We start from the raw sequence: 24,729 nt of genomic DNA, 5'->3' as shown, positions 1-24,729 counted from the left end.
CCAGTCTGGAATAGACGCTGTCTTGCCGCAAAGCTGGCAGTTAGCACCGCGTAACCATCTTACCTGGGAGGGGAAGTTGGCTCCCCTTGCTTGCCGTTAACCGCCACCTAAAAGAGTTTCCTGGGACAGCGGTGCGCTGACCCATGCTGAGGGGGGCGTGTTGGGCGGGCGCTTTTCCTTGAGGCTGGGGCAAGGCTAAGATAGCGGGAAAGGTTGTGTTGCCAGCCGGCTCATGCCCCTTGCCTCTGAGACTGACTCCTCGCAGCAAGCTGCGCCAGCGCAAGCGCCCACGCGGGTGCCCAATCCAGAGTTTCCCTACGAGGTCGAGATGACCTTGATGGAGCACCTGGAGGAGCTGCGCCGCCGCCTCTTGGCCAGCCTCATTGCTGTGGGCCTGTGCATCGTCGCCTGTTTTCTGGGGGTAAACCGCCTTGTTGCTTTTCTGGAGGTGCCAGCCCAGGGGGTAACCTTCCTGCAACTGGCGCCGGGCGAGTACTTCTTCGTCTCCCTCAAGGTAGCGGCCTATGCCGGCTTGCTCTTGGCCACGCCCTTTTTGCTCTACCAAATCGTCCGCTTTGTGTTGCCAGGGCTAAGCGTCAGGGAGATCAAGCTGCTGGGACCGGCGGTGCTGGGATCCAGCCTCTTGTTTGTGGCGGGCTTAGCCTTTGCCTACTACCTTCTCATTCCGGCAGCGCTGAACTTCTTTATTCGCTATGGGGAAGGGGTAGTGGAGCAGGCATGGTCCATCGATCGCTACTTTGAGTTTGTGCTGCTGTTGATGTTCAGCACTGGCTTGGCCTTTCAGGTGCCAATTCTGCAGGCACTGCTGGGGGCTTTGGGGCTGGTAACTGCCGAGCAGATGCTCAAGGGCTGGCGCTACGTCGTTGTGGCTTCAGTGGTGGCGGGGGCCATTCTTACCCCTTCCACGGATCCCCTTACCCAGAGCCTCCTAGCCGGCGCGATCACGTTCCTGTACGGGTTGGGCGTTTTGCTGGTGAAGCTACTGGGTCGGTGACACGGGCGCTGGCTTGGGCAGCCTGGCTTCCCCGTGCGGGGAAAGCGGTTTGACCTTGGAAAGAAAGATGGACAAGCTCTACCTGCTCACCAAAATCCTTAGCGGTAACAGTCGAGACTGCAGCCCTGGTTAGGGCTGGAATACCAGCCTTTGGCAACAGCCGCACCCTTTGGCCAGCAGAAAGGCTCATTGGGGCAGAGGGAAAGTTTGTCCAATTTGTCTATCCCGGCAGGGGATCCGCCCCGCCCCTACCCTAGCTCAGGCGAGGGGGGTAGCTAGCTATGCGCCCCTAGTAAGGGGTGTGGGCAACAGTTGGCTGCTGTTTTCCATCTTCAGTAGCTGCTGCAGGGCCTTGGCCAGCGGGGACAGGCAGCAAAGCTTCCTACTGCTGCTCGCTGCCGAAGAGGCTGCTGCTGCAGAAGCGGATTTTCTGAACTTTCAAGAACGAGTTCTTGACCTCAGGGCTTCTATGCTTTCTTGGAGTTTTTGCCCCAAAACAAACCCCTATCCTGCTAGAACCTACGATCCTTCCTATCCAGTTGGCAGTTACTGGGACAGCACGATAGCAGACTCCAGTTGGCGACACCCAGCACCTCTGCAAGGGCAGGTGGAGGCTGAGGTAGCCATCATTGGGGGCGGGTTCACAGGGCTTTCGACAGCCCTGCACCTAGTCCGCGATCACGGCATTTCCGCCTGCCTGCTGGAGGCGGGATCCCTGGGCTGGGGGGCCTCGGGGCGTAATGGCGGTTTCTGCGGCGTGGGGGCAAGCTGCCTGACTCACGCCCAGATGGTACGGCGGGTAGGGCTAGCGGAGACGGAGCGCTACTACCGGGATCAATGGCAGGCAGTGGAAACCGTCCAAGAGCTGGCTGCTACCGAGGGCTTTTCCCTGGATGCCCAGGGCCAGGGCTGGTACGCGGTGGCCCATCGCCCCAGTGCTTGGCAGGAGTTGGAGGCGGAATACCAGATCTACACCCAGGTGGCCGGCTACCCCGTTCAGCTCCTTAGCCCCAAAGAGCTGCGGGAGCGGGGCTTCGACAGTCGGGAGAACTACGGCGCTCTCCACATCGGCATTGGTTTTGGCCTCAACCCCCTCAAGCTTACCCAGGGGCTAGCTCAGGCTGCCCGCCGGTGGGGAGCCCAGCTATACAGTGCTAGCCCGGTTATCGCCTGGGAGAAAGTGGGATCCTACCACCTTTGCCATACGCCGGGGGGGACGGTGCGGGCGCGCCACCTGGTGATTGCCACCAATGGCTACACGCCAGCCCACCTCTATCCCCAACTGGCGGGATCCCTGCTGCCGGTGCTTTCCAACATCGTGGTGACCCGCCCCCTGACGCCAGCGGAGCAAAAAGCCCAGGGCTGGTGGGATCCGACCCCTGTCTACGACACGCGGCGGCTTCTGTTCTACTACCGTCTCTTGCCCGATGGGCGGCTGCTGTTTGGGGGGCGGGATGGCACCTGCGACGACCCAGGGCAACGGCAGCGCCTGCAAGCTTGGATGGTGCAGCGGCTCTACCGCCTCTTTCCCGCCTGGGAGGGGGTGGAGATTGAGTACGCCTGGAATGGCTTGGTTTGCCTCTCCCGCCAGCTTCACCCTCACATCGGCCCTTCGCCAACGGATCCCAGCCTGTGGTACGGCCTAGCCTACCATGGCAGCGGTGTGGCCACAGGGGTGTGGGCGGGCAAAATCTTGGCTCAGGATATCGCCGGTAATCGACCCCAGATCAGTGCCCTCTTTCGTCAGCCGCCGCGGGTTTTCCCTTTCCCTGGCTTGCGGCTTCACTACCTGCGGTTGGGGTATCTTTGGTGGCAGTTGATAGACGGCTAGCTTCCCCAAGAGTGCGCGAGAAGCCCCTGGGCGCTGCCACCGCCCTGTCGTAATCTAGTCCTAGCCTGGCCCGAGAAAGCCCCCTAGCTTCTCGCCTTTTGGTTCTTATTCTTCTAAGGTGCCTCGTGCTGTCCCCATCTTGGCCTGAACAGGACTCTCTCCCCCTGAAGCCAACAACTAGCCGCCAACAACAGCCCTCCGCCGGGGGGCAGCGGCTGGGGTTTGCTCTGCTGCTTGGCCTGCCTGCTATGTTTTTGCCCTGGCCTGCCTTTGCCCAAATTGCCGGATCCCTGCTCAATCCTCTGGTGGCTGCCTGGATTCGCTCTGAGGTGCAGCAGGTGGACAACTTGCAGGTGCAAATTGCCGGTTCCGACGCCCAGATTCTCAAGGGTCAGATCCCTCAAGCTCAGGTCTCAGGAGACAACCTCATCTACCAAGGCTTCCAGATCAGCCATCTGCGGCTGCGGGGCCAAGATATTCGCCTCAATGTGGGGGAAGCTATTCAAGGGCGCAGCCCCCTGCGGCTGTTGGCCCCTGTGCCAGTGCAGGTAAGCTTGCGCCTCACGGAAGCAGACTTGAATCGCACCCTTCAGGCTCCCCTCATCCAGTCGCAACTGGCCCAAGCGCGGGTGCAACTGCCCTTTGGAGAGCAAACGGTTCCCTTTTTAATCCGCCAGCCCCAGGTTGCCCTAGAGCCAGGGCGGCTGCGCATCCGGGCCCAACTGGTTACTCCTGAGGGGGCGGAGGTGCCCGTTACGGTGGTGACTGGGCTGCAGGCTCAGGGCCCTAGCCAGTTGCGGCTGGTTAACCCTGTGTGGATAAGTGAAGGTCAGGAGATCCCTATCCCCGGCCTGGCAGATTTTCCCATCCAGTTGGATCCAGGTGTGCGCATTGATCGCTTGGAGCTGCAGCCCGGCCAGATCCTCTACGAGGGGATGTTGGTTATCTACCCGGAAGCGGCGACCCCAGCCCGGGGGTAGTTGCTGCTGCTGAATTCTCTCCCCCGCAAGCTGCAGGTAGCCAGATACCACTTGACCAAGTTGAGGGCAGCGTTGAAACTACCCTATAACCGAGCTGGCCCCGGCCACGCCTATTGCCCCAATCCCTCCTCTCCAACTTCTCAAAGTAGGGTGACGCCTGTTCTCTGGGCCGGTGAGCCAATGATGGACGTAGGCAACAAGGCACGCCATGACACCCCAGTCGTGGCAAAGGCTACCCCCAGAAGTGCCTTGTTCTCGAAAATAGCGCTGGCTACTGCTCCCCAAAATAGAAGAGTCCTCCCTACCCCTGCCACGAGAGCCAAAAGGGCAAGCAGAGCAAAGGCTCTCAACTAAGCGAGTGGTCTGGGTAGCCAAACAGGCCAGCGCACAGAGACCTCCCAGAGAGTAAGTCGCCCAGCTTAGTCTTGCCCCAGCTTGTGTTCTCACTCAGCCGAGCTAGGGATCCCTGCCCATTCCGGCTGCCCGGGGCGCCGCCACTGCTCCCACCAAGCCAGCACCGATTCCGATGGACTAGCGTCATGGCTGTCGTTAGCAGGAGGCGGTGGCGGCCAGCTGACAGACGTGGGGATTAGGCAACTGGGGGGGAGAGGTCGCAGGTTGCGGTAGTGGCAGCTGCGGATGGCCAGGATCTCCTGCTGGACAACCTCCAGGGGCTCGCCCAGCTGGAGCAACAGGTGACTGCACAGCCCCAAGCTGGCCTCAAATTCCGGGTGGACGACTTCTCTAGCCCCCAACTGGTAGAGCTGTTCAATGTCCTCTTCGTGAGTGGCCCGCACCACTACCTCCAGGTGGGGCGCCAGTTCTAGCGCCTGTTTGAGGCAGAGGCGGGTGCTTAGACGATCTGGCAAGGCAATGACCAGGGCGTGAGCTTGGTTCAGGCGAGCTTTCTCCAGCACCAGGGCGCTGGCAGCATTGCCGTAGAGGTAGGGGATCCCCTGCGAGCGCAGCTGTTGGATGACCTGTTCCGAGGAGTCAACTACCAAGAGGGGATAGCGACGGGCCTGCAGAATGCGCACCACATCTTGCCCCACCCGACCGTAGCCACACACCACCACGTGGCCCTCTTGAGGAGCCCTGGCATCCAGGTCGCGAGGCCGCTCGTCTGCTGCTAGCCAGCGAGACAAGAAGGGGATCCCTTGCAGTTTCCTCAGCAGCCCCGGCGCGCCCTTAAGCAAAAAGGGAGTGACCAGCAAGGTAACAGCAGTGGTGCTGACAATGAGCAAATACAGCTGCCGCGACACCAGTCCCAGGGCCTGCCCCTCGCTGGCCAGGACAAAGGAAAACTCGCCAATCTGAGAAAGGCCCAGCCCTACCAACACCGCCGCCGGGAGGGGGTAGCCAAACAGCCCAGCCAGAGGCGCCACCAGGCAAAACTTGCCCACCATCACTAGCCCCACCAGCCCCAGAATCAGCGTCAGGTGGTCAGCAATGAAGCGGGGATCGATGAGCATGCCAATGGCAGCAAAAAAGAGGGCAGCAAACACATCCCGCAAGGGCTCTACGTAGGCCAGGGTTTGGTCGGCGTATTCCGCTTCCGAAATCATCAGCCCCGCAATGAAAGCCCCGATCTCGCTGGAAAGGCCCAGCCGCTCGGTTAGGAGAGCAATCCCCACGCAGAGGCTGATGACCCCCAGTAGGAATACCTCTTTGTTCTCCTGCTGGGCCAATAGCCGCAGCAAGGCGGGCACCAGCCAAATACCCCCCAGCACTGCTCCTACTGCCACCAGGCCAATTTCCGCTACTGACTTAGCCAGGGATCCCGCCAGCTCTGGCAGGGGAGCATCCAAAGCTGGCAACACCGCCAGCATTAGCCCTACCGCCAAATCCTGCACGATCAAGATCCCCAGCATGGCCTGGGCCTGGGGCGTGCCCATCTGGTTGGTCTCGGTGAGGCTTTTGAGCACCACCGCCGTGGAAGACAAGGAGAGCACCGCTCCCAAAAAGATCCCCTGCACCGGCGTCAGCCAGCCACTGGCCATCGCTAGCACCGCTGTGACTGCAATCGTTAGGCCAATCTGCAAAAGGCCGCCTAGAGCAATCCCGCGCACTTGGCGCAGTTCTTTGAGGGAAAACTCCACCCCCAAGGTAAACAGCAAAAAGGTCACGCCAAACTGGGCCAGGGTTTCCACCTGCACCACCTCTTTAATCCACCCCAGCCCTGTTGGCCCCACTAGGATCCCGGCTAGCAAGTAACCCAAAAGCACTGGCTGCCGCAGCAGTGCCGCTAGAAGCCCTCCTGCTGCCGCTGCCGCCAGTACTGTGGCAATGTCCAGAATCAGGCGAAAGTCTTCCTGCACAGGGACACCCACCCCGAAATATGAACTTTTGTAGCCGATCCTGAGGGCTCTTCCACGATACTGCTTCCCTCAGCCGCGTGGACAGATCCCCGCGCACTCCAGTCCAGCAGGGGTAGCCCCGCGGGAGAGCAGCCAAAATTTTTGTTAAAGGTTACCTAGAAAACCTCAAAACCGTAGCTTATAATACGAGATGAAGAAATCGTTCATCCTCTGGCGGGTTCAAGAGCAACCCCACAGCCAGAGGACGGAAGTAGGGAGCTATCCCGAAGGAACGCGCCTCAACCCCTGTAGCTGTTTGCAAAATATCCCAGCTCACCTCTCACCTTGGGAGGTGAAGGGGATACCAACAACTCTCAACTTTGGAGGCGAAGATGATGAAACTCTCTTACCGTGGTGTCGGTTACACCTTCTCACCGCCGACTGTGACCGTTTCCCCTGGCAAGGTGGGGGGCCGTTATCGAGGGCTGGACTGGCGGTTCCGCCACCTAACCAAGCCGCTGGTTTTGTCCACCAACTTGGACTTTCTCTACCGGGGAGTAGCCTATCGTCCCAAAGCGGCTGAGGCAGTGGCTCAAGAGATTCCAGCAGTAGCCTCCGAGGCGGCAGCAACCCCTGGCCGTTCCCACGTTTTGGATGAGCTAGCTCGTCGGCTGATGGCGGGCCACCAACGCGCTATTCGAATTCGGCAGCAGGCGATGCTGGTACGCGGTACAGAGCGGGTTGGCCTGCACACCAACGTGCGCAACTTCTGGAACCGTATCCAAGGGAAAGTGCACCCCACCTTCCGCTTGACCTACGACCGTACGCGAGTTAGCATGAGCTAACCTCCAGGCAAGTGCTTTGGGGGGATCCTCAAAGAGGCCCCTTGCAAGAGGCGCCAGAAGTCTTCCTGCTGCTAGCAGGGAGAAAGGCGCTGTTTTTTGTATCTCTCAGACTCGCGAGGAGGAGCCTAGTAACCTCCGCGGGGTCAAGAAAACTGGCTCTCCAAGGCTATAATGCCCTAGTGAGCTTTTGGGATTCTGTCTGTCTCAACTCGAGCAGCCTCAAGTTATTGATGCGCCCAATGCCTTGGATTTTGGCCCCAGTTTTGCTCCTAGGGGTAGGTCTAGCGGCCTACGTGCTGACTGCTCGCAAGTATCGCTCTCCTGAGTCGGTAGCCCGCGCCTACGACGAGTGGACGCGGGACGGGATCCTGGAGTTTTACTGGGGCGAACACATCCACCTGGGCCACTACGGATCCCCGCCGCGGCGGAAAAACTTCATCCAGGCTAAGCACGACTTTGTCCATGAGATGGTGCGCTGGGGCGGGCTGGATCGGCTGCCGCCGGGGTCAACAGTGCTGGATGTGGGCTGTGGCATTGGCGGCAGCTGCCGCATCTTGGCTCGCGACTATGGCTTTGTGGTAACCGGCATTACCATCAGTCCGCAGCAGGTGAAGCGGGCCCAAGAGCTCACCCCTCCTGATCTGCCTGTGCGATTTCAGGTGGCCGACGCCCTCGACCTCCCCTTTCCCGACGCCAGCTTCGATGTCGTCTGGTCCATTGAGGCCGGCCCCCACATGCCAGACAAGGCCCGCTATGCTAGCGAGATGCTGCGGGTGCTCAAGCCAGGCGGCATTCTAGTGGTGGCAGACTGGAACCAGCGCGACGACCGCCAAAAGCCCCTCAACTTTTGGGAGCGCTTGGTGATGCGGCAGTTGTTGGATCAGTGGGCGCACCCTGCTTTTTCCAGCATCGAAGGCTTTGTGGAAGCGCTGGAAGCCACGGGGCTGGTAGAGGGGGGAGTGGAGACTGCTGACTGGACCCAAGAGACCCTTCCTTCTTGGTTAGATTCCATCTGGCAGGGGGTTGTCCGGCCGGAGGGGTTGCTAAAGTTTGGCTTGGTGGGCCTGATCAAGTCGCTGCGGGAGGTGCCCACTTTCTTACTCATGCACCTGGCCTTCAGTACCGGCCTCTGCCGCTTTGGCATGTTCCGAGCCGTGCGAGCGGCCACGCCAGCTAACTCGAGTTGCGTGGAGGCAGTGGCCTACAGCACCTGACTACCCAAGTGGGAAATGACAGCCCTTGCTTCCCCTTTAGATACCTTGGAAGCCTTCTACGATGTGGTGATTGTCGGCGGAGGCATCACGGGTCTAACCCTAGCCTGTGCCCTCCGGGGTTCCGGCCTGCGTTTAGCCCTCGTTGAGGCCCAGTCGTCTGAGGCTGTTCGGCAACGCCCCCTGGCCTACGCCCTTTCGCCCCTGTCAATCCGCATCTTCCGGTCAATTGGCGTGTGGGAGGCCCTAGCTCCCCACATTACCCCCTTTGCCCAAGTCATTTTGACAGATGCCGACGCTCCCCAGCGGGTGACGTTTAGACCGGAGGATGTGGGGGAAACAGCAGTTTTCTACTGCGGCGAACATGCCTGGCTGCAGCAGGTGCTCCAGGAGCAGGTGGCTGCCGATCCCTGCATTACCTGCTACTACGAAGCCAGGGTGGAGCGAGTTACCTACGGGAAAAGCGCGGCTGAGGTGGAGCTGACAACAGCCCAGGGTCAGCGCCGACTGGCAACCTCGCTGGTAGTAGCCGCCGATGGTCTGCGCTCCCAGGTGCGGCAGTGGGCAGGGATCCCAAGCGACGGCTGGGACTACTGGCAGTCGTGTATCACTGCCCTGGTGGCTCCTGCCCAAGACCACCAAAACATCGCCTACGAACGCTTTTGGCCTGCTGGGCCCTTTGCCATCCTGCCCTTGCCTGGCAATCGCTGCCAGGTAGTTTGGATCTTGCCCCATGAGCAGGCCAAAGCCACGCTGGCTCTTTCTCAGGCTGACTTCTTGGCCGAGATGCAGCGCTACTATGGTTCCCAGGGCGGCTGCCTGACCTTGTTGAACCCGCCTCAGCTCTTCCCCGCTCGTCTGCGCCAGAGCCGCCGCTACTATCAGCACCGCTTGGCCTTGGTGGGAGATGCGGCTCACCACTGCCATCCGGTGGCTGGCCAAGGGCTAAACCTCGGTATCCGCGATGCTGCCGCCCTGGCCCAAGTGTTGCTGGAGGCTCGCAGGCGGCAGGAGGATCTGGGGGATGTTAGAGTCCTGCGGCGCTACGGCCGCCGTCGCCGTTGGGAAAACTGGGTGGTGCTGCTCTTTACCGACCTGCTCACCCGCACCTTCTCCAACTCCTACTGGCCCGTAGTGGTTGGGCGGCGCTGGGTTCTCCAGGGGATGATAGTTTTCCCGCCACTGCGGCGCTTTTTGCTGCGCCTGATGACTGGCCTGTGGGGGAGTCCTCCCTACAACCCCAGCTCCTCCTTGGCCTTTTGAGCTGCCCAAAGCACCTCCGCATCCTCGACCTGCAACCGGTTGGGCTTGACAATCTCAGCGTAGAACTTTTCGTCGTAGGGGCGGGTTCGCACCACCACCGGCATGGGTACAGCATGGCCAAGGATCAGGGGCTGCTGCTTCGAATCCAGCTTAACTAGCACCGTCTTCAGGTTCTGGTTGCCTGCCACTCGTGGGAGCACGGCCTTGACGACAGGACAAGTGCAGCTTGTAGGTGTCCTGCGGCTCAGGGCGAAAGCGCAGCTGACTAACCTGCTGCAGGGGCAGCCCTGGCTGCATCGGGATGGTGAGGGCAGAGTTGGTGCTGAAGCGCAAGAGCTCCTGCGGTTTAAGCAGCAGCTCGCTGCCCTACCCTACACGTCGAAAACGACCGCTGTCAGCGGCTCCAACTGAACCGTCAGCCGTTGTTCAAATTGCAGCCAAATGCGTCCTGCTGCCCAGGGGCTGGCTGAGAGGAGACCCACTGCAGCAACTCCCTTGGCAGTGACCCAACCTGCGGATCCGTAACAGATGTGAGGATCCCTTCTCTGCCTCAAGGAGGGGGAAGATTTCCCACCCACCGTACCCCCCTGAAACGCTGGCATTACTAGAGAGAACCTCGACAAGGTAGGTGATGGGAAATCAGTCGACGCGCTCCAGCTTGATGTTGTGGTGGCCCAACTTGATCTCAAACTGATCTCCGGGCTTGAGGCCCATTTTCTTTGTATAGGCGGCCCCAATTAGGATGTTGCCGTTCTTATGAACCGAAACCCGGAAGGTAGGAGCGCGACCGCGGGAACCGTTCTCATCACTGGTACCGAGATCTACCCCAATAGCCTTGAGCAAGGCGTTGTTGAACTGCATCAGATTTACTCGCTCCTGCCCGTTCTTGGTATAGGTGACGTAACCGCAAGCGCGAGCTTTCTCCTTGGGATCTGCGTTTCCCATGGAGGTTACCTTGTCGAGGAGCTCTTGGCCAGTGAGTGGCTTCGGCTTTCCGGTCGTAGTCATATCAAGCGCGTTTAAGGACAACAGTTAGTGTAGCCAAAAACAAATAGCGATTGCAATAGAGTTGCCTTCAGCTCTTTCTTATCTTGTTAGACTTGTTAGAAGGGATAAGTTTGGCAACCGAGTAGGATCTAAGGAGGCGGGTGCGCAAAGCCGCAGTAGTGAATTCTGTCTAGGGGACGGAGCCTGTAGAGTTGGGTTGGACTTTTGCAAAGAGGGGTTCTCCGCAGGCAAGCCATAGGCTTGCAAGTGCTGTTCTCAGCTAGGTCTACTGTCGGAGTACTAGCGCCTTTGGGCGAGGGATTTGTGTCGCTGGCAGGAGGCAAAAGTAGGGAAACTGGAAGCAAGGCTGTTTGAGTGTTCACTGATATGGATCTCTTTTGGTCGGGGCGGCGTCTTTTGGTTGGGGTGAGCGGGGGAATTGCAGCCTACAAAACGGCAGCCTTGGTGTCAGCTCTGGCCCAGCAGGGGGCAGAAGTAAGGGTGGTTTTAACCAGAGCCGCCGAACAATTTATCTCCCCGCTGACCTTTGCTACCCTGTCCCGTCAGCCAGCTTTTACAGATGCCGAGTTTTGGCAAGCTACGCGGGGGCGACCGCTGCACATCGAGCTGGGGGAATGGGCCGAGGCTCTCCTGATTGCGCCGCTTTCGGCCAACACCTTGGGCAAGCTAGCCCAGGGGCTGGCGGACAATTTGCTCACCAATGTGGTTTTGGCTTCCCGCGGTCCGGTGGCCTTGGCGCCGGCCATGAATACACACATGTGGAAGGCTGAGGCGGTGGCGGAGAATTGGCAGCGACTGCAACGGGATCCCCGCTTTTGGGCCTTGCCTACTGCCAGTGGCCGCCTGGCCTGCGATGCGGTGGGGGAAGGACGGATGCTGGAGCCGGAGGTGTTGCAGGAGTACGTGCGGGCTTTGTTTTGGACAGGGGGGAAAAAAGATTGGCAGGGCAAGCGGGTGTTGGTGACAGGGGGGGGTACACGGGAGCCCATTGACGCCGTGCGTTTCATCGGCAACCCGGCCAGTGGACGGATGGGGGTGGCGCTGGCGGTGGCTGCCGCCTGCCGAGGTGCCAAGGTTACCCTGGTGCATGGGCCACTGGGGATCCCCTTTGATCCAGCACCCTTCGCCATTCGGGCCATCCCTGTGCAGACAGCAGCCCAACTGGAGCAGGTTTTGCAGGCCGAGTTTCCCCAGGCCGATCTCCTGTGGATGGCAGCAGCGGTGGGGGATGTGCGACCTGCGCAGACCTACGCGGGCAAGCTGGCTAAGACTGAGCTGCCGTCGCTACTGCCTTTGGAACCCGTTCCTGATCTGGTGGCAGCTTTGGCCCGTCAGCGACGTCCCGGCCAGCGCCTGATTGGCTTTGCTGCCCAGAGCGGGGATCCCCTCCCCCTAGCCCGCAAGAAGCTCCAGCAAAAAGGGCTAGACGCCATCGTAGCCAACCCCATTGACCAGCCGGAGAGCGGCTTTGGCAGCAGCCACAACCAGGGCTATTGGATCCCGCGTCAGGGAGATCCCGAGCGGCTCCCCCTGGCTCCCAAGGCTACCCTGGCCCATCGGCTGCTGGATCTGGCCCTGCAACTGGACCTAGGCTGAAAGCTACCTCTGGCACTCCTCGTTTTGAGAGGCTGGAGAGAGCTCCTGGCAGGGGAAGCTCAGCAGCCCCTATCCGCGCCTCCCCAGCAACGGCTAGACTGCTTCGGGAGATGTCCAGACGGTGGCTCTTGCTTTGGGCAGTCCTATTTTCCGCAAAGTCTCAAAGCTGCAGCGGCAGCCACTTTATCTGAAACTGGAACTAGCTATTGGTCTTCATCTTTGGAGCTATGACTCTGGCGGATACAAATTTCCCGGCTCGTTCTGCAGCAGGTTGGCAGCAAGTCCTAAACGTCTTGCCGTTTCTGCTGCTGGCGGGGGTTCCCCTCTCCTGGATAGGCCACCTTCGGGGTTGGGATCCCAACCTAATCTTCCTCTGCGCCGCTTTGGCAGTGGTGGCTTTGGCCAAGTTTACCGGCCAGGCCACAGAAGAGATTGCTGCCTTGACGGGGCCGACGATTGGGGGGCTAGTCAACGCCACCTTTGGCAATGCCACCGAGCTCATCCTTGGCCTGGTGGCCCTGCGGGCTGGCCTGGTGGAGGTGGTCAAGGCTTCCATCACTGGCGCCATCATCAGCAACCTGCTCCTGGTGGCTGGCTTGGCCATGCTTCTGGGCGGGATCAAGTTTCGCGAGCAGAGCTTTCGGCCTGAGGTAGCGCGCATGAACGCCTCAGTAATGAACCTGGCGGTGGTGGCGCTGATCCTACCCAGCGTGGTTACCTATGCCGATGCCAATTTGGGCGAGATCTCGATTCAGGAGCTCTCGACGGCAGTAGCTCTGGTATTGCTAGTCGTCTACGGTCTCACCTTGCTCTTTTCCCTCAAAACCCACAGTTACCTCTACAGCATTCACGAAGCTGAAGCCGCAGAAGAGGAAGCTGCTGCCCGTCTTGCCCCCAATCCGGTTCTGCAGGCAGAGGGATCCATCCCCCAGATCTTGACGGCCTCGTCGGAGCAAAGTCGGCTGTGGCCCTGGGTGCTCGCTCTTTTGGGGCTAACAGTGCTAGTGGCCCTTGAGTCGGAGTTGCTGGTGGATACCCTAGAGACCGCCCTCGAGCAGTTGCAAGTCACGCCTCTGTTTATGGGGGTGATCCTGCTGCCAATCATCGGCAATGCGGCCGAACACGCGACGGCAATCACAGTGGCCTTGAAAAACAAGATGGATCTCTCTTTCTCGGTGGCCCTGGGCTCGACGATGCAGATTGCCCTGTTCGTGGCTCCTCTCTTGGTGCTGGCCGGTAGCCTCCTCGGCCAACCGATGAACTTTAACTTCGGGCCAGTGGAGTTGGTGGCAATTGCTGTCTCCGTGCTGCTGGTTAACTCCGTTACCAGCGACGGGCGTTCCAATTGGTTGGAGGGGCTTTTGCTCTTGGCCACCTATGCCATTCTTGGGATTGCCTTTTTCTTCTTGGAGTAACTGCGCCTGCTGGTAGACAAAAAACCCAGCTTTGTCCCTCAAGAGCGCTCCCTCCCGCTCCAAGGAGGTGGGCCGACTTCTACTCATCGCCAATGATTTCTGGCTGGGTCAGCTCATCCGACATCTCGAGGATGGCGCGGCGAATGGGCTTCATCCAGCCTTCTTCGACATCGTCGGGATCCTCATAGCGGCGACGCTTGGCACGATTAGCCACCTGCACGGTAATGCGATAGCGATTTTTGGAAGCGTTAATCAATGCCTCTACCCGACGCATGAGCTCGTCGTTGTCAATGGCCAAGTGAGGGTTGCGGGACACCATAGTTGGAGTCTTCCTGTTCCTGAGTCAATCGTAGCGTAAGGGGGCCGAGTAGACTAGCATAGAAGTCCCAAGCTTAGAACCTGCGACCTGCTGACTTGCGCACTGCAATGAGGCTACTGCTGGTGCCTAGGGAAATTCCCATCCCCAACAGCAAAAGCGGTAAGAACCAAGCCTTCAGGGGATCCGAACCTGCCTGGAACACTTTGATCAAGGGCAGGGCAATGAGCTGCTCCAGCGCCTCCTGCAGCAACTGACGGGATCCCACAACTAAGCCCCAAGCCCCAAGGGCACTGATCAACCCAAACAGGCAGCCCTGCAAAACAAAGGGCAGGTAGATCCAGGCTGCTGTTGCCCCCACCAGCTGCATCACCTCAATCTCCCGCCGCCGGGCGATGACGACAAGGCGAATGGTAGTGGTGGTTACAGCCACCGCGGCCAGGGTCAGCACCCCAAGGATGCCCAGGGATCCCAGCCGCAGCAGCTCCTGAAGCTGGGCCAGTTCCTCCACAACACGGCTGCCGTAGTATACCTCGTCCACCCCTTCCAGGCGACGGATCTGCTCAGCCACTTGAGCCAGGGTTGCGGCAGAATCCGCCTTGACCCGCAGGGTATCTACGAGGGGGTTTTCTCCCAACTGGGTTTCCAGGGCCGCCTCATCTTGGATCCCCATCTCCAGCAAAAGGTCGCGCCAGGCCTGCTCTTTGGTAATCACTCTCACCGCTTCTACATGAGGCAGTTGGGCAATTTGCGGCTCCAGCTCCACCCCTCGGCGCCCCGGCTCTAGATAAACGGAGATCTCCAGTTGTCCTCCCAGGGAGCGCACCGTCGCCTCCACGCCCCAAGACAGCTCCACGCCGATCCCGACCAAAAACAGCAACACCAGCAGGGTGCTGATAGCAGCCCAGTTCAGCCAGCCTCCCCGCCGCAACCCCAAAAGAGTCTCCTGCAGGAGATAGCGGATCTTATAGAGAAATGGCATGCTGCCTACCGCCACCTGAACCCAGCTTGGGATTCCAGCCCTCTGGAGCGCCGCCTTGCGTTGGGAATCCCGGCAGCTCCTCAGCCCATATCATACAGACGTCCTCCTTCTATGCGCACCACCCGGTGGCCGGCCCGCTCCACAAGATAGGGGTCGTGGCTGGTCATGATGACAGTCACCCCAAAAGAATTGAGCCGCTCCAAAATCTGAAGGACCAACAGCGAGTTTTCCGGATCCAGGTTGCCCGTTGGCTCGTCTGCTAGCAGCAGCACCGGCAGGTTGACAATGGCACGGGCCAGGCTGAGGCGCTGCTGTTCTCCCCCTGAAAGTTCGTGGGGGAAGCGATCCTCCTTGTCAGCCAGCCCCACCATCTTCAGGGTTGGCCCGAGGCGGCGGCGAATTTCTGCTGGGGAGAGCCCTTGGGCGCGCAGGACAAAGGCCACGTTTTCCGCTAGAGTGCGATTGGCCAACAGGCGATAGTCTTGAAAGACCACTCCCAAACGCCGCCGCAACATCGCCAGGGGACGGGAGGAAATCCGGTAGGGCCGCTGCCGACCTTCCGAAGAAAACAGGCACACCCCATCCACCATCACCGTGCCTTTGGTGGCCTGTTCAGCCCCGTAGAGCAGCCGCAGGAGGGTGGATTTGCCCGCTCCCGAGGCTCCCGTTAGGAAGACAAACTCGCCGCGGCGCACCTCCCAGTCTACCTCCCGCAAGATCCACTCGCCGTTGGGAAAGACTTTGCTCACACCCCGCAGCAACACCATGCTCCCGGAGCCGCTGGGCAGGGATCGCGGGCGAGGTTGAAGGCCTAAGTCCGTTAAAGCTGGAAGAGAGAGGCTTGGGCTTGGATTGGCCAAGTAGCAAGAAGCATAGCCAACGGGCTGACCAGCCATATGGAAAAACGCGGCGCACAGATCCCCAGACTTAGCCGTGGCAAGGAGCGCCACCCTCTACAACCCTGGCCTGCAAGCTAGCTACTGCTTCTTCCGGAAGCAGTTTCCCTACTCGGGCCAGCGGAGCGGCGTCCTTAAAGCTCCCGGCTTTAGCCGTAGGGTAGTTTACAGCAAAGCACCTACAAAGAGGAAGCCGGGGAGGAGGAAGAAGACCACAGCACTTGCCAGGCAAATCTGGGCAGAGCCAGCATGCGTCGCCAGCGCCAGGGTTCCTGATAGAGACGATACAGCCATTCCAGGTGATGGTCGCGCCACCAGCGGGGGGCCCGTCGTTTTTGCCCAGCCCAAATGTCGAAGCTGCCGCCCACTCCCATCCAGATGGCTTGGGGCAACAGAGCTCGCCAGCGAGCAATCCACAGCTCTTGGCGCGGGGAGCCCAGCCCTACCCACACCAGTTGCGGCTGAAAAGCCTGGAGAGCTAGCAGCAGGTTTTCCTCCTCGGCGGGGGAGAAGTAGCCGTGGTGGCCCCAGATGGCCAAGGAAGAAAAGCGGGCTTGCCAATGCTGAATCGCGGCCCGGTTGACCTCCGGCTTCCCCCCCACCAAAGCCAGGCGCCACCCCCGCGCAGCTGCCGTCGAGATTAGGGCTTCGGCCAGCTCGATCCCTGGCACCCGCTGGACGCGGATCCCCTGCCGCCGCAACGCCCACACTACCCCAATGCCGTCTGGGATCACCAGCTCGGCCTCCTGCAGCACTTGGGCAAAGGCCGGATCCCGCTGCGCCTGCACAATCATCTCCGGGTTGCAGGTAACCACCTGGGCGCCCAGACCCTGGCTGATGCGCGCTTCAATCCAGGCAGCGTAGCTCTGCAGGTGGGCTTCCGGCAGGGTAAGGTGCAGGTTGACGCCCAAGAGGGGGCAGGTGACCAGCGACATGCCACGAGGGGGGAGAGGACTTGCTTCCCAATTCAAATTGTGCCAGCAAAAAAGAGCGCCATCCTAATCCCCATGCTCCCCGAACAGCCTTCTCCAAGCGGTGTTGCTCCTTGCGAGGGGCGCTGGCTCTGGCGGGGCCAGCCCATTCGCTACCAGCAGGCGGGATCTGCTGGTCCAGCGGTGGTGCTCATCCACGGTTTTGGGGCTAGCAGCGACCACTGGCGGAAAAATCTGCCGGAGCTGGGGCGGCACTGCCGCGTGTACGCCCTTGATCTCCTGGGATTTGGGGGATCCGCCAAGCCCTTGCCCGGATCCCCGCTCCCCTACACCTTCGAAACCTGGGGCGCCCAGGTGGCCGATTTTGGGCGGGAGGTGGTGGGGGAGCCGGCTTATCTGGTGGGCAACTCCATTGGCTGCATTGTGGCCTTGCAGGCGGCTGTTTTGGAGCCAGCCCAGGTCTTGGGAGTGGCGATGTTGGATCCCTCGCTGCGGCTGCTGCACGAGCGCAAGCGACACCAGCTCCCCTGGCTGCGCCGCTGGACTGCTTCTCTGCTGCAGTTCCTGCTGGGGTGGCCCCCCTTCGGGCGGTTTTTCTTTGCCCAGCTAGCTCAGCCCCGAGCCATTCGCCAGATCCTCCTCCAAGCCTATGGGCGCAAGGAGGCAGTTACGGAGGATCTAGTGCAGCTTTTGCTGCAACCGGCTCTCGACCCAGGGGCGGCAGAGGTCTTCTTGGCTTTTGTCCGCTACTCCCAGGGGCCCTTGGCCGAAGATCTCCTGCCGCAGGTCACCTGCCCCGTCCTCATCCTCTGGGGGGAGGCAGATCCCTGGGAGCCCATTGCCCTAGGGCGGGCCCTGGCCGAGTTTCCCTGCGTGGTGGGGTTTATCCCCCTGCCGGGGGTGGGCCACTGCCCCCAAGATGAGGCGCCGGAGCTGGTCAACCCGCTGCTCCTAGCCTGGATCCGGGATCCGCACGGCCTAGGTGCTCCAGTTGATCCAGGTTGGGTCCACTCAGCCGGAAGGCCTGGCCAAACCCCTGGATGAAGCTGCCCCCAGTGGGGGTGATCTGACAGAAGTGGAAGTCCGCTAGCCCCAGGATTATCTCGGCAATCTCGTACTTGGCGCGATAGAGCGCCTCGAACCCCTGGACTTGGGCCTCCTCGCGGCTGAGGAACTGGGCTGTTCCACTGACCATTAGCCGCGGCAAGGCGTGGTTGCTGCGCGGATCCCCTGCCGTGGGCGGCTCGTGGATGAGCAGGCCGACCCGCGGATCCTCCCGCAGGGCCTGAGTGTGGGGGGAAAGGTCGCTAATGACGATGGCAAAACGCAGGGGATCCCACTGCACCACAAACGGCACCAGCGACACCGCCGGCGCTCCCCGCTCCAGCACTGCCAGACTGGCTACTGGCTGGGTCTCCAGCAGCGCTCGCAACTTTTCCTGGGCTGACATGGCTGCTCCCATGGCCGCTGCTATTATCCCCAACCTGGCTTGGCTTGAGAAGAGTGGGATGTAGTCCTCGGGTTGCAGGGGAGCAAAATCCCGCGTCTCAGTCACCGAGCTCGCACCTCTTGACGAAAGCCACAACCCTGCTTACCCAGCTTCCTCAACAAAACTTTACAATTCTCTATAGAGCAGGCTACACTGCTAAAGAAAGGATGAGGAGAACCCTATGAGCAGATATCGCTCCGTGGTTGTCGAAGACGGTGGCCGCCTCAACAACTACGCCATTGAGCCAGAGATGTACGTAGACCCTGTTCCACGGGTGGGCTTTACCGAGTATGCGGAGCGCTTGAACGGGCGCTTGGCGATGATTGGCTTTGTGGCGCTGATTTTGTTTGAAGCGTTGTCCGGCACCACCCTCATCGGCTGGCTACAGGCCTTGGGTCGCTAGGAGAAGGGGAGGCAAGCGGGAGCTTCCGAAGAGCTTCTCTTGCCTTCTTTGTAGCTAGGGACCAGGCATCTCCCAGTGTAGCTCTACGTGGGTGTAGCCTTCCGGGGTTTGGGTGCGGTGCCAAGAGCCCTTAGGCAGGTAGCGGGCGATGGTATTCATGGCCTTGCTGCCGTAGCCGCCGCCCGGGGTAGGGGCGTACTCTATGCCGTCGTTGATAATTGACAGACAGCAGAGGCGATCCCTTTGAACCAGCGACACCTTGACGAAGGAGGCGTTGCCCTTGGGAGGCTGGACATGGGCAATGACGTTGCCAATGGCCTCCCGCAAAAAGCGCAAGATGTCCTCCCGCTGGTCAAACCACTCACTGGTATTGGGCTCCGCTAAGGGCTGTAGGTGGCGCTCTACAGGCAAGGTCAGGCTGCCCGTTTGGATAAGCTCGTCCAGGTAGGTGTCGATGCCCCGGTGCAGCCCTTCCCGCAAGCTAGGGGAAATGTGCAGCTTGGTGGCCAGGGTGCGCACGTCATTGAGCTGGGCGCGAATGCCCCGCCCAATTTGCTCCAGTTGCTCCAGCAGACGATCGTAGATAGCCGGATCGGGAGCCCTGCCCTGCTGCTGTTGCCATTGCAAGCTCTCCAGCTCGTCCATGACCACCTTCAGCTCCTGCAGCTCGCGATCGTGAATGTCGGTGGCTACCCGGTAAAGGAGCTTACGGGCTTGGTCAATGGCTGCCTCCTGCTCAGCCCGGCGCAGGCGCTCCAGTTCCTGCTGTTGAGCCAAAAGCCGCTGGTGGTTTTCCAAGATCACCAGGGTCAGCAGCAAGCTCACCCCCGTCAGGCCAACGGCCAAAGCTGGCAAGGTCAGCGGCCAAATCCAACGCCCCAGCAAGAATTGGGCCACAGCCCAGCCCTCGTAAACGGCTAGCCCTAGCAGCGGCAAGAGGAGAGAGCGCGCCTGTTTCCAGCGGTTTTCGCGCGAAGAGGAGCGATAGCGCACCAAGAGCAGGCCCGTTGCCGCGCCTAGGAGGAAGACAACTCCCGCTGCTAGCTCCGCCGGCAGGGATCGGTACACCTGGCCAGTGAGCAGGCTGGACAGGATTTGCGCCTGGAGTTCTACTGCCGCAATCTGGGATCCATCCGCTGTCCGCACGGGAAAGGTCTCGGGGTAGCCGCCGACAAAGCCGACCAGAACAATCTTGTCCTGCAGTTGACGAGCTACCTCGGGCTTGAGGGGAGGGATCCCTTCATGAGCGCCGCAAGTCTGGCCGAGGTTGAGCGGGAGGGGCGGACAAACCTGTTCGATAGGGAGGATGGGAATGGAGTGTTGGGCGCCGAGAGGGTTGAATTGCACCGGCCGGAAGCCCCGCTCGCGCAGCCAGCGGCTGGCCCGCTCTGGATCGTACTTGGCAAAAGCCAAGGCCTCCACCGAGGCAAACATCTGCTCCTTTTGGCTGTCGCGGCGCAGGTAGAGCCCTCGCAACTGGGCCTGGCGCAGGATCCCAGCCCCATCCAGGCGGTGTTGCACCACTCCCTGAACATGTTCTGGTGCTACCAAATACTCCAGCCGTAGGGAGGAAAAAGGCAAGAAGTGGTTGTAGATGGTGATCTCAGGGCGGCCAAAGCTCTCACTGCTGCGGGTAGCCAAAACTACGCGATCTGGGTAGCGCTGGACTACCTGACGCAGGGGAGCATCCAAATCCTCGTCACCCAGCGTCTGGGGGACCACAAAGCTACTGGGCAGATTCAGCACCACCACCCTGGCTTCTGCTTCTTCCAGTAAGCGCAGGGTCAGGGCAGCGTAGTTGGAGCGCTCCAGGAGAAAGTCAACATGGGGATGAGGCTTGCTCTCCCCACTTTCCCCCTGTCCTTCGAGGCGGCCATCGATGCCGACGATTGCCACCTCCGGGGAAGGCTGCTGGGGGCCGCGCAGGGCATAGAGCCATTCTTGGGCATCGCTCTCAAGCCGCACCAGCAAGGGGTGCTGAGCGGAAAGGTTGAGCAAGGCAGCCCACCCCAGCCCCCAAGCCAAGGCCCAGCCCACTTCGCCGCGGGAGGCAGCTAGTTGAGCGGGCAAGCCAGAACCTTGGCCCCTACGGGACTGGGGAGAAACCCTAGCCTCAACGGCGGTGGCTGCGCACCCGCGCCGCTTCCTCAGGGCTAATGCCAAGCCGAGTGAGGTTGACCCGGCCCTTGTGATCAATGCTGCGAACCTTGACCACCACTTCGTCCTCCACGGCAACTTCATCTTCTACTCGGGTGACACGGTACTCCGCCAGCTGCGAGATGTGGATCATGCCCTCCTTACCGGGCAGGAACTCCACAAAAGCGCCAATGGGGAGGATGCGGGTCACCCGGCCCAGGTAAACTTGCCCCTCCTCCACTCGCCGCACCAGGTTTTCAATCATCGCCCGCGCCGCTTCGGCCTGGCCGCTGACGGTGGAAGACACTGTGATCGTGCCGTCGTCGCTAATGTCTACCTTGGCTCCTGTGGCTTCAGTAATGCTGCGCACCATCTTGCCGCCAGGGCCGATGATCTTGCCGATGTCTTCTGGATCCACCTTGAAGGTGAGCAGACGGGGAGCCGTTTTGGCCAACTGCGGCCGGGGGGCAGGAATGACCTCCAGCATCTTGTCGAGGATGTAGTCGCGCCCAGCCTTGGCTTGCAGGAGAGCTTTCTCGAGGATGTCAACAGTGATGCCGGTAATTTTCATGTCCATTTGCAAGGCGGTGATCCCTGCCCGCGTGCCGGCCACTTTGAAGTCCATGTCGCCCAAAAAGTCCTCGATCCCTTGGATGTCCGTGAGGATGCGCACCTCATCCCCTTCTTTGATGAGGCCCATGGCCACGCCGCTGACCGGTGCCTTGATCGGCACCCCGGCATCCATCAAAGACAGGGTAGAGCCGCAGACCGAAGCCATCGAGGTGGAGCCATTGGAAGAGAGCACCTCCGAGACCACCCGCACCACGTAGGGAAACTCCTCCTCCTTGGGCAACACGGGCACCAGGGCCCGCTCCGCCAGCGCCCCATGGCCAATCTCCCGCCGCCCTGGCGAACGAGAGGGCCGCACCTCTCCCACGGAAAAGCCAGGGAAGTTGTAGTGGTGCATGTAGCGCTTTTCGTCCACGGGGTGGAGGTCGTCCAACTCCTGGGCATCGCCAGGGGTGCCAAGAGTGGTAATGGAAAGAACCTGAGTGAGGCCGCGGTTGAACAGAGCACTGCCGTGGACTCGCGGGATCAAGCCCACTCGGCAAGAGACTGGTCGCACCTCATCCAGCTTGCGCCCATCTACCCGCACCCCCTCTTCCAGGATCTGTCGGCGCATCAGCTTCTTGAGGAGAGCCTTGAACTGGTTGTCCAACTCCTTGGGGTTTTCCAGCAGGTAAAGCCGCAAGGGATCCCCCTCTGGCCGTTCTTGGATTTGGGCCGCCAGCTTGGCCTTGATGGCCTCCAGTTGCTGCTCGCGGCTGGTCTTGTCCAAAAACTGCTTGAGGACAGCGCGAATCTCCTCCTGGGCCTGTTCTGCTACGAAGGCAACCAGCTCCTCATTGACGGGGGGTGGGGGTAGCTCTACACGAGGGATGTTGAGATCGGCAAGGACTTGCTGTTGAGCTTTGAGGAGCTCCTGAACAGCCTCGAATCCAAACTCGATAGCCTCGACCATGTCCTTTTCCGGCAGCTGCTTGGCGCCTGCCTCGACCATGATCACGCCGTCGGCGCAGCCAGCTACCACCAGATCCAGGTCGCCAGCCTCGATTTCGGCGTAGGTGGGGTTGATGATAAACTCATCCTGGAGTAGGCCCACCCGCACCGCTGCCACCGGGCCGTTGAAGGGAATGCGGGCGCCGTGGAGGGCCAGCGAGGCTCCCAAGATGCACAGCACGTCAGGGGGCACCTTGTCGTCCACAGAGAGGGTAGTGGCTACAATTTGTACGTCATCCCGCAGCCACTCCGGGAACAAGGGCCGCAGGGGTCGGTCGATGAGACGCGAGATCAAAGTAGCCCGCTCCGGGGGCCGACCCTCGCGCCGCAGATAACTCCCTGGGATCCGACCAGCAGCGTAGAGGCGCTCCTCGTAGTCCACCAGCAACGGCAAAAAGTCAGCCCCCTCGCGATTTGCCTGGCGGGTAGCCGTGACCAAGACGGAAGTTTCCCCACAGGTTAACCAGACTCCACAGCCTGCCTGGGGGGCCATCAAGCCAATATTGATGTCAATTTCCCGTCCGTAAAAGGAAATCGACCGAGTATATTCTGCCATGTAACGCTTTGCCTTCCTTTTTTCCTTGCCGCTATCGTAGCATTTTGGCTTGCTGGAGAAGGCAACCCTTGTCCAGCCAGGAGTTGGTCTGCAGCTACTTCTTTTGCATTGGCTAGCTCAGCCTCACCCCTCCCCTTCTCCCTCGGTCGAGTATCGCCAAAGGCGGTCGGCAATGCCTCCTCCCGAGGCCACCCAACGGGTCTTGCCTTTGCCAGCCGCTGACCTGTCCCCGGTGGCTCTTTACGCCGCTTCTAGGAATGCCAAAATAAAAAGCACTGCCTACTGTCCCCTTCTTCAATCGAACAAGTTATGAACGCTGCCGCATCTTCTCCCTCTTCTTCATTCGATGGCCAAGCTTTGGATCATGTGCTTATTCTCGACACTACTCTGCGCGATGGGGAGCAGTGTCCTGGCGCAACCCTCAACGCTGAGGAGAAACTGGCCATTGCCCGGCAATTGGCTCGGCTAGGGGTCGACATCATTGAGGCGGGGTTTGCCTACGCCAGCCCCGGCGACTTTGAGGCGGTGCAGAAGATAGCGGAACACGTGGGCACCCCCGATGGCCCCGTCATCTGCAGCCTGGCTCGTGCCTGCAAGGCTGATATTGAAGCGGCAGCTGAAGCCCTCAAGCCTGCTGCCAAGCCCCGCATCCATACCTTCATCTCCACCTCTGACATCCACCTCAAATATCAGTTGCGCAAAACCCGCGCTGAGGTGCTGCAGATTGCCGAGGAGATGGTGGCCTATGCCAAATCCTTCGTCGACGATGTGGAGTTCTCCGCCATGGACGCCACCCGCTCCGATCCCGAATTCCTCTACCAGGTTCTTGAAGCAGCCATCCGGGCCGGGGCCAAAACCGTCAACATCCCTGACACGGTCGGCTACAGCATGCCCGAGGAATTCGGCCAACTGATTAAAGGCATCCGTGAGAACGTGCCCAACATCAAGCAGGCCATCATCTCTGTCCACGGCCACGACGACCTGGGAGTCTCAGTAGCCAACTTCCTAGAGGCCATCAAGCAGGGCGCGCGCCAGGTGGAAGTAACCGTTAACGGCATTGGCGAGCGGGCCGGTAACGCGGCGCTGGAAGAATTAGTGATGGCCCTGCATGTGCGCCGCAGCTACTTTAACCCCTACTTTGGCCTGCCAGTGGACTCTGAAAAACCCCTTACTCACATCAAGACTCAGGAGATCTACCGCACCTCTCGCCTTGTCTCCAACCTCACCGGCATGTTGGTGCAGCCCAACAAGGCAATTGTTGGGGCCAACGCCTTTGCCCACGAGTCCGGCATCCATCAAGACGGGATGCTCAAAAACCGCCAGACTTACGAGATCATGGACGCCCAAACCATCGGTCTGCAATCGAGCACCTTGGTGTTGGGCAAACACTCAGGCCGCCATGCCTTCCGTACCCGCCTCAAGGAGCTGGGCTTCGAGTTGTCAGAGCAAGAGCTCAACAAGGCTTTCTTGCGCTTTAAAGAGCTGGCCGACAAGAAGAAAGAGATCACCGATCTCGACCTGGAGGCCATTGTTAACGACGAAACCCGGCCAGTGCCGGATCTCTACCGGCTGGAGCATGTGCAAGTGGTGTGTGGCAATCACGAGACGCCCACAGCTACCGTGCGCCTGATTACCCCTGAAGGCGAGGAAAAGGTGGATGCAGCGGTGGGCACGGGACCGGTAGATGCAGTTTACAAAGCCATCAACCGCATTGTTAACATTCCTAACCAGCTCATTGAATTTTCCGTCCAGTCGGTTACCGCCGGCATTGACGCCATGGGGGAAGTCACCATCCGCCTGCGCCATGAGGACCGCATTTTCTCAGGACATGCTGCCAACACGGACATTATTGTTGCCTCTGCGCAAGCCTATATGAATGCCCTCAATAAGCTCTACGCCGCTCTGCACGCAGCTCGCTCAACGGCTGCCCAGCGGGAGGCTGCCACTCAGAAGGTTTGAGCGCAAGGCTAGGCTTCCCGGCTGCCTCCTCCCCAAGAG

Annotated in this window: 21 protein-coding genes and 1 riboswitch; of the genes, 11 read left to right on the top strand and 10 right to left on the bottom strand. The window is 60.4% G+C overall.

What is annotated here, in order from left to right; all coding sequences use genetic code 11:
- Nucleotides 1-328: 328 nt before the first annotated feature.
- From tatC to NW807_RS07110, 3 genes are all read left to right on the top strand, one after another.
- The gene (tatC, locus tag NW807_RS07120) at nt 329-1,015 is read left to right on the top strand and encodes a twin-arginine translocase subunit TatC (RefSeq protein WP_414425723.1); all 687 of its coding nucleotides are present in this window, start codon (nt 329-331) and stop codon (nt 1,013-1,015) included.
- Nucleotides 1,016-1,622: 607 nt separating this feature from the next.
- Nucleotides 1,623-2,846: an NAD(P)/FAD-dependent oxidoreductase gene (locus NW807_RS07115; RefSeq protein ID WP_414420998.1), complete on the top strand. Its 1,224-nt coding sequence runs from the start codon at nt 1,623-1,625 to the stop codon at nt 2,844-2,846.
- A gap of 125 nt (nt 2,847-2,971) precedes the next feature.
- Nucleotides 2,972-3,826, top strand: coding sequence for a DUF2993 domain-containing protein (locus NW807_RS07110; RefSeq protein WP_414425664.1), 855 nt, complete (start codon nt 2,972-2,974; stop codon nt 3,824-3,826).
- A gap of 443 nt (nt 3,827-4,269) precedes the next feature.
- On the opposite strand, the gene NW807_RS07105 is transcribed toward NW807_RS07110, so the two are convergent.
- Entirely contained in the window at nt 4,270-6,144 is a 1,875-nt protein-coding gene (locus NW807_RS07105; RefSeq protein ID WP_414425663.1) for a cation:proton antiporter, read from the bottom strand.
- A 198-nt stretch (nt 6,145-6,342) separates the two neighbouring features.
- A riboswitch (Glutamine riboswitch) is annotated at nt 6,343-6,422 on the top strand.
- 93 nt (nt 6,423-6,515) lie between these two features.
- Here NW807_RS07105 and NW807_RS07100 point away from each other — a divergent pair.
- The 3 genes from NW807_RS07100 (at nt 6,516) to NW807_RS07090 (ending at nt 9,442) form a co-directional block, all read left to right on the top strand.
- Entirely contained in the window at nt 6,516-6,968 is a 453-nt protein-coding gene (locus NW807_RS07100; RefSeq protein ID WP_414425662.1) for a DUF4278 domain-containing protein, read from the top strand.
- A 230-nt stretch (nt 6,969-7,198) separates the two neighbouring features.
- Complete coding sequence (locus tag NW807_RS07095; RefSeq protein WP_414394667.1) at nt 7,199-8,182, top strand: methyltransferase domain-containing protein; 984 nt, start codon at nt 7,199-7,201, stop codon at nt 8,180-8,182.
- A 15-nt stretch (nt 8,183-8,197) separates the two neighbouring features.
- A complete protein-coding gene (locus tag NW807_RS07090; RefSeq protein ID WP_414412097.1) occupies nt 8,198-9,442 on the top strand; it encodes an FAD-dependent hydroxylase in 1,245 nt (414 codons plus the stop codon).
- Here NW807_RS07090 and NW807_RS07085 read toward each other — a convergent pair.
- Together NW807_RS07085 and NW807_RS07080 are read right to left on the bottom strand one after the other, a co-directional pair.
- Nucleotides 9,412-9,630 (bottom strand): hypothetical protein, encoded by a 219-nt coding sequence (locus tag NW807_RS07085; protein ID WP_414405698.1) that lies wholly within the window; start codon nt 9,628-9,630, stop codon nt 9,412-9,414. The two genes, NW807_RS07090 and NW807_RS07085, sit on opposite strands and share 31 nt — an antisense overlap.
- 451 nt (nt 9,631-10,081) lie before the next feature.
- Complete coding sequence (locus tag NW807_RS07080) at nt 10,082-10,387, bottom strand: AbrB family transcriptional regulator (RefSeq protein ID WP_414394661.1); 306 nt, start codon at nt 10,385-10,387, stop codon at nt 10,082-10,084.
- A 429-nt stretch (nt 10,388-10,816) separates the two neighbouring features.
- On the opposite strand from NW807_RS07080, the gene coaBC reads away from it, so the two are divergent.
- Nucleotides 10,817-12,046: a bifunctional phosphopantothenoylcysteine decarboxylase/phosphopantothenate--cysteine ligase CoaBC gene (coaBC, locus tag NW807_RS07075; protein WP_414425722.1), complete on the top strand. Its 1,230-nt coding sequence runs from the start codon at nt 10,817-10,819 to the stop codon at nt 12,044-12,046.
- A gap of 227 nt (nt 12,047-12,273) precedes the next feature.
- Nucleotides 12,274-13,461, top strand: coding sequence for a calcium/proton exchanger (cax, locus tag NW807_RS07070; protein WP_414394655.1), 1,188 nt, complete (start codon nt 12,274-12,276; stop codon nt 13,459-13,461).
- Nucleotides 13,462-13,540: 79 nt separating this feature from the next.
- Here the strand turns inward: cax and NW807_RS07065 are convergent, their stop codons facing one another.
- From NW807_RS07065 to NW807_RS07050, 4 genes are all read right to left on the bottom strand, one after another.
- A complete protein-coding gene (locus NW807_RS07065) occupies nt 13,541-13,780 on the bottom strand; it encodes a DNA-directed RNA polymerase subunit omega (protein ID WP_414405696.1) in 240 nt (79 codons plus the stop codon).
- A gap of 73 nt (nt 13,781-13,853) precedes the next feature.
- Complete coding sequence (locus NW807_RS07060) at nt 13,854-14,759, bottom strand: cell division protein FtsX (protein ID WP_414425661.1); 906 nt, start codon at nt 14,757-14,759, stop codon at nt 13,854-13,856.
- 80 nt (nt 14,760-14,839) lie between these two features.
- Nucleotides 14,840-15,526, bottom strand: a complete 687-nt coding sequence (locus NW807_RS07055) for a cell division ATP-binding protein FtsE (RefSeq protein WP_414409888.1) — start codon at nt 15,524-15,526, stop codon at nt 14,840-14,842.
- 308 nt (nt 15,527-15,834) lie between these two features.
- A complete protein-coding gene (locus NW807_RS07050) occupies nt 15,835-16,590 on the bottom strand; it encodes a WecB/TagA/CpsF family glycosyltransferase (protein WP_414425660.1) in 756 nt (251 codons plus the stop codon).
- A 72-nt stretch (nt 16,591-16,662) separates the two neighbouring features.
- Here NW807_RS07050 and NW807_RS07045 point away from each other — a divergent pair, with 72 nt between their 5' ends.
- A complete protein-coding gene (locus tag NW807_RS07045; RefSeq protein ID WP_414425721.1) occupies nt 16,663-17,631 on the top strand; it encodes an alpha/beta fold hydrolase in 969 nt (322 codons plus the stop codon).
- Here NW807_RS07045 and NW807_RS07040 read toward each other — a convergent pair.
- Entirely contained in the window at nt 17,525-18,142 is a 618-nt protein-coding gene (locus tag NW807_RS07040) for a pyridoxamine 5'-phosphate oxidase family protein (RefSeq protein ID WP_414394646.1), read from the bottom strand. The two genes, NW807_RS07045 and NW807_RS07040, sit on opposite strands and share 107 nt — an antisense overlap.
- Nucleotides 18,143-18,257: 115 nt before the next feature.
- On the opposite strand from NW807_RS07040, the gene NW807_RS07035 reads away from it, so the two are divergent.
- Nucleotides 18,258-18,479 (top strand): high light inducible protein, encoded by a 222-nt coding sequence (locus NW807_RS07035; protein WP_414394644.1) that lies wholly within the window; start codon nt 18,258-18,260, stop codon nt 18,477-18,479.
- Between the two features lie 54 nt (nt 18,480-18,533).
- Here NW807_RS07035 and NW807_RS07030 read toward each other — a convergent pair whose 3' ends face one another.
- A complete protein-coding gene (locus NW807_RS07030) occupies nt 18,534-20,549 on the bottom strand; it encodes a CHASE2 domain-containing protein (RefSeq protein ID WP_414425659.1) in 2,016 nt (671 codons plus the stop codon).
- 43 nt (nt 20,550-20,592) lie between these two features.
- Nucleotides 20,593-22,731: a polyribonucleotide nucleotidyltransferase gene (locus NW807_RS07025; RefSeq protein WP_414425658.1), complete on the bottom strand. Its 2,139-nt coding sequence runs from the start codon at nt 22,729-22,731 to the stop codon at nt 20,593-20,595.
- A 309-nt stretch (nt 22,732-23,040) separates the two neighbouring features.
- Between NW807_RS07025 and NW807_RS07020 the strand changes: the two genes are divergently transcribed.
- Nucleotides 23,041-24,690: a 2-isopropylmalate synthase gene (locus tag NW807_RS07020; RefSeq protein WP_414394640.1), complete on the top strand. Its 1,650-nt coding sequence runs from the start codon at nt 23,041-23,043 to the stop codon at nt 24,688-24,690.
- Nucleotides 24,691-24,729: the final 39 nt, after the last annotated feature.

Origin of the sequence: Synechococcus sp. R70.1 (assembly GCF_047461675.1) — a bacterium.
GTDB lineage: Bacteria > Cyanobacteriota > Cyanobacteriia > Thermostichales > Thermostichaceae > Thermostichus.
The sequence above is the reverse complement of the archived record's forward strand: the minus strand, read 5'-3'. Positions and strand labels throughout refer to the sequence as shown.

Coding starts and splice junctions, on each gene's coding strand:
- tatC (WP_414425723.1), top strand. CDS start 329: ATGACCTTGATGGAGCACCTGGAGGAGCTGCGCCGCCGCCTCTTGGCC.
- NW807_RS07100 (WP_414425662.1), top strand. CDS start 6,516: ATGATGAAACTCTCTTACCGTGGTGTCGGTTACACCTTCTCACCGCCG.
- NW807_RS07095 (WP_414394667.1), top strand. CDS start 7,199: ATGCGCCCAATGCCTTGGATTTTGGCCCCAGTTTTGCTCCTAGGGGTA.
- NW807_RS07090 (WP_414412097.1), top strand. CDS start 8,198: ATGACAGCCCTTGCTTCCCCTTTAGATACCTTGGAAGCCTTCTACGAT.
- NW807_RS07080 (WP_414394661.1), bottom strand. CDS start 10,387: ATGGGAAACGCAGATCCCAAGGAGAAAGCTCGCGCTTGCGGTTACGTC.
- coaBC (WP_414425722.1), top strand. CDS start 10,817: ATGGATCTCTTTTGGTCGGGGCGGCGTCTTTTGGTTGGGGTGAGCGGG.
- cax (WP_414394655.1), top strand. CDS start 12,274: ATGACTCTGGCGGATACAAATTTCCCGGCTCGTTCTGCAGCAGGTTGG.
- NW807_RS07065 (WP_414405696.1), bottom strand. CDS start 13,780: ATGGTGTCCCGCAACCCTCACTTGGCCATTGACAACGACGAGCTCATG.
- NW807_RS07060 (WP_414425661.1), bottom strand. CDS start 14,759: ATGCCATTTCTCTATAAGATCCGCTATCTCCTGCAGGAGACTCTTTTG.
- NW807_RS07055 (WP_414409888.1), bottom strand. CDS start 15,526: ATGGTGTTGCTGCGGGGTGTGAGCAAAGTCTTTCCCAACGGCGAGTGG.
- NW807_RS07050 (WP_414425660.1), bottom strand. CDS start 16,590: ATGTCGCTGGTCACCTGCCCCCTCTTGGGCGTCAACCTGCACCTTACC.
- NW807_RS07045 (WP_414425721.1), top strand. CDS start 16,663: ATGCTCCCCGAACAGCCTTCTCCAAGCGGTGTTGCTCCTTGCGAGGGG.
- NW807_RS07035 (WP_414394644.1), top strand. CDS start 18,258: ATGAGCAGATATCGCTCCGTGGTTGTCGAAGACGGTGGCCGCCTCAAC.
- NW807_RS07025 (WP_414425658.1), bottom strand. CDS start 22,731: ATGGCAGAATATACTCGGTCGATTTCCTTTTACGGACGGGAAATTGAC.
- NW807_RS07020 (WP_414394640.1), top strand. CDS start 23,041: ATGAACGCTGCCGCATCTTCTCCCTCTTCTTCATTCGATGGCCAAGCT.